Below are 3135 nucleotides of genomic sequence, written 5' to 3'. Positions count from 1 at the left end.
TCCTTAGGCGTAAAGCTGCCTATGGCGGAGTAATCCCTTTCCTCCGGGGAAGCCTCCAGAAATCCCAGAAGCTGCTTTAAATCCTTCCTGTCACGCACGCCGGGAAGCACCGTCAAAACACCGGGCCGGTCCAAGGCATACTGTATACACTGGTATGCGGTCAGCGCCCGGCCAAAGGGAGAGGTTTTCTCATCCAGCAGCTGGCCGCCGGAAAATGCCTTCATGACGGAGATTCCAACCCCCTCCGCCTGGCAGCGTCTGTAAAGAGCCGCCCTTTCATCTCCGCTTCCCACTGCGTATTCGCCGTGCCTGTAATCATAGGCCGGATTGATGCTGAACATAAGCATATCCAGAATGTGCATATCCAGCACCTTGTTTACCACGAAAGGCGTATGGGAGGATAGGCCTATATGGCGGATTACTCCCTGCTGCTTTAACTCCTCCATATACGCAAGGGTTCCCTGTCTGATGGCAGCTTCCAGATCTGCTTCCTCGTCCAGACAATGGATAAAGCCAAAGTCGATATAGTCCGTGCGCAGAGCCTTCAGCTGCCAGTCCACGGAGCGCTTGATTTCATCCAGCTTCAGGGTCCATCCGTATTTGCCGCTTCGATAATCCGCTCCAAAATGCACCTGAAAATACACCTGGCTGCGGCACCCGGAAACAGCCCGTCCGTAAGCCGGAAAGGGGGACGCATCCCCCGCCGCCATGTCAAAATAGTTGACGCCGTTTTCTATGGCCATAGCCACTGTCTTTTCCATTTCTTCCTCACCGCACGGGCCTAAGGAGCTGTTGCCAAGGCCGATCATGCTGATCTGCTCCTGTCCATGGGGCAGCTTACGGTATTCCATACAATTCCTCCTTTGTCCCTTCTTTTGGTCCGAAGGCCCTCCCAAAATCCCGGGACATTGTTCTTACAGATCATTATAGCTTTCTTCCTGCCAAATAGCCAATAACAATTTTTTATGGCTGATTCTTTCCGGCCTCTTCCCGTTTCGATTCACAGGATGCCGCTGCCCTGTTGGTCTTATGCCTGTCCGTTTTTAAGAGAATTTGTCTGAAAACCCGATTCAACTCTGCCAAATCCTTGTTATGGTCATCCGGGAGAGAATCCGCTATCTCTTTCTGTCTTGCCGTCTCTGCCTCAATAAAAGCCTGGATTGCCGGCATATGCGGGTTTTCCGCATCCTCCATTGTCTTCTTCTTTATTTCCAACAGTTCATCTATAGCTTTCTTAAGCTTCTGCGGCATATCCATCTTCAGAAGATCATCGAACAAAACCGGAGGAGCCGCATGATACTTCTCAATATACTGTGCTGCAAGCAGAGGACGAAGCGCATAAAAATATTTCTTATAACGAATTGTGTCACCAAGCAGATATCCCCAAAGCGTGCTGTTGGCTGTCCCGTAATAATGATATACTGCTGCCTTCTCAGAAAAATACTGTTTGGATACCTGGCTGATCTTCTTCCATTCCTCTGTTGTGCGGTATATGATCGGCGATCCGCTCCATTCAAAGAGCGTGGCATTCCCCTTTGCAAACTGCCGCAAAGCTTTCTTAATATCCCAGCCGTTGATATCAAGCACCTCGTCCAGCTGCCATTCAATCACATCTCTCGGTTCATCAAGGCGCAGATAATCCTCTTTAGGCCTTACATATACAAACCGCACATCATAATCGCTGTCCGGTGACGCAAAGCCCCATGCCCTGCTCCCGGACTCAACCGCATGAAGAATCCTGACTCCTTCTGTTTGTTCTATTTCATTCAGCTTTTCCCTGATTTCTTTTTCTACATCTCTCATCTAAAGTTCACCTGTCACAGCATAACGATTGACGCGTTCCACAAAAGCTTCCACGGCGGGCATATCAGGATGATCGGGAAGCTGTGTTCCCTCTGCCGCCTCATCAAGCTTTTTCTCATATTCTTCCAGCATTTCGTAAAACTCCGGTGAAAATGTTCCGTCCGGAAGCATGTACTCGCCTCTTCTAATGGCAAGAAGAACCGGAAGGTCATTCACTCTATGCGTAATAATTTCACCCCTTTCCAATATATCAATGGCCATCATAAAAAGCCGGATGAGGTGCATGGCGTGCTTGTTCAGATGACTGTCATCCTTCTTTTTGTTACGTTTTCCAATCTTATCATAATCACGCACTACTGTCCGCATCGTCCCCCATAGCTCTGTATAATCCCGCAGAGGAAAATGCTTATAATCGGCGTCTACAAATATTTCTGTGTCCAGCTTTGGATTTTCCGCCTTGTCTATATAAAGCTTTATGCTCCCGGCATCTTTCTCGGAATAACGGCGGTTAAAGTCATCCAATGCGTTCCTTACTGACTTCAGGATATGCTTCTCTTTGTCGCTCTGGGGCAGTGTGTCTCTGGCTATCGCATTCTGCAGACGCCGCAGCTGGGCATCTGCATACCCGCCGAAGGATTTAATGGCTCTCTTTGAGAGAAATATCCTGCTGTTATCTATGAGTTCCTGCCCAAGTCGGGATTTAATAAGGTATTGATCATCATCAAGTCCCAGTATCTCACAGGTATTCGGATTGCATTCCAGAAGCAGCTTTACCAGCTTATTAAAGCCATAAATAACTGTATCCGTCTTATCATCCTCGTATTGTTCAAATTCCGTAAGTCCGATGAGATCGGACGAAAGCTGCAATGTCACTCCACGAAAATCAATGTCACTTCTTTCATTGTTGGTTCCGTAAGCATAGCTTCCACCGACACCCAGAAGCATGATGCGGTCTCCGAGCCGCTTATTGTTTCGTATAAAATCATATTCAGTTGTCTGTAAAAGCGCTTTGAAATCCATAGATTACTCCTCCAATGATTGTAGAAAGATCTCTTTTGAGAAATCTACGATTCTCTGCAAAGCCCGATAAGAAGAATTTTCTTCTGAGACTTTCCAGCTTTTCAAACGCTCTGTCTCTTGCTGCCTGATCTTCTGTTCTAACATTTTCGTAAACAATTTCATGAAAAGCTATGTTTGGGCGGTTCCCCTGATGATTTCTCTACCTGGTAATATCCGAAATACGACGGGCTTCCTGTAACCGAAAATACAGAAAATATTACACTTACGTAGCCATGCGAGAAATCGTCATTCTTTCATCTTTTTATATAGTAT

The 3135-nt window shown here is 47.0% G+C and carries 3 protein-coding genes; all 3 read right to left on the bottom strand.

What is annotated here, in order from left to right:
* A partial coding sequence (locus AC1WIP_RS13600; RefSeq protein ID WP_481142333.1) for an aldo/keto reductase occupies positions 1 to 851 on the bottom strand: 851 nt, incomplete at its 3' end.
* A 112-nt stretch (positions 852 to 963) separates the two neighbouring features.
* The gene (locus tag AC1WIP_RS13595) at positions 964 to 1803 is read right to left on the bottom strand and encodes a nucleotidyltransferase domain-containing protein (RefSeq protein WP_481142332.1); all 840 of its coding nucleotides are present in this window, start codon (positions 1801 to 1803) and stop codon (positions 964 to 966) included.
* Positions 1804 to 2823, bottom strand: coding sequence for a nucleotidyltransferase domain-containing protein (locus AC1WIP_RS13590; RefSeq protein ID WP_481142331.1), 1020 nt, complete (start codon positions 2821 to 2823; stop codon positions 1804 to 1806).
* Between the last annotated feature and the right edge of the window lie 312 nt (positions 2824 to 3135).

The organism is Acetatifactor sp., from assembly GCF_982438285.1.
This window is presented reverse-complemented; position numbering and strand designations above follow the sequence as displayed.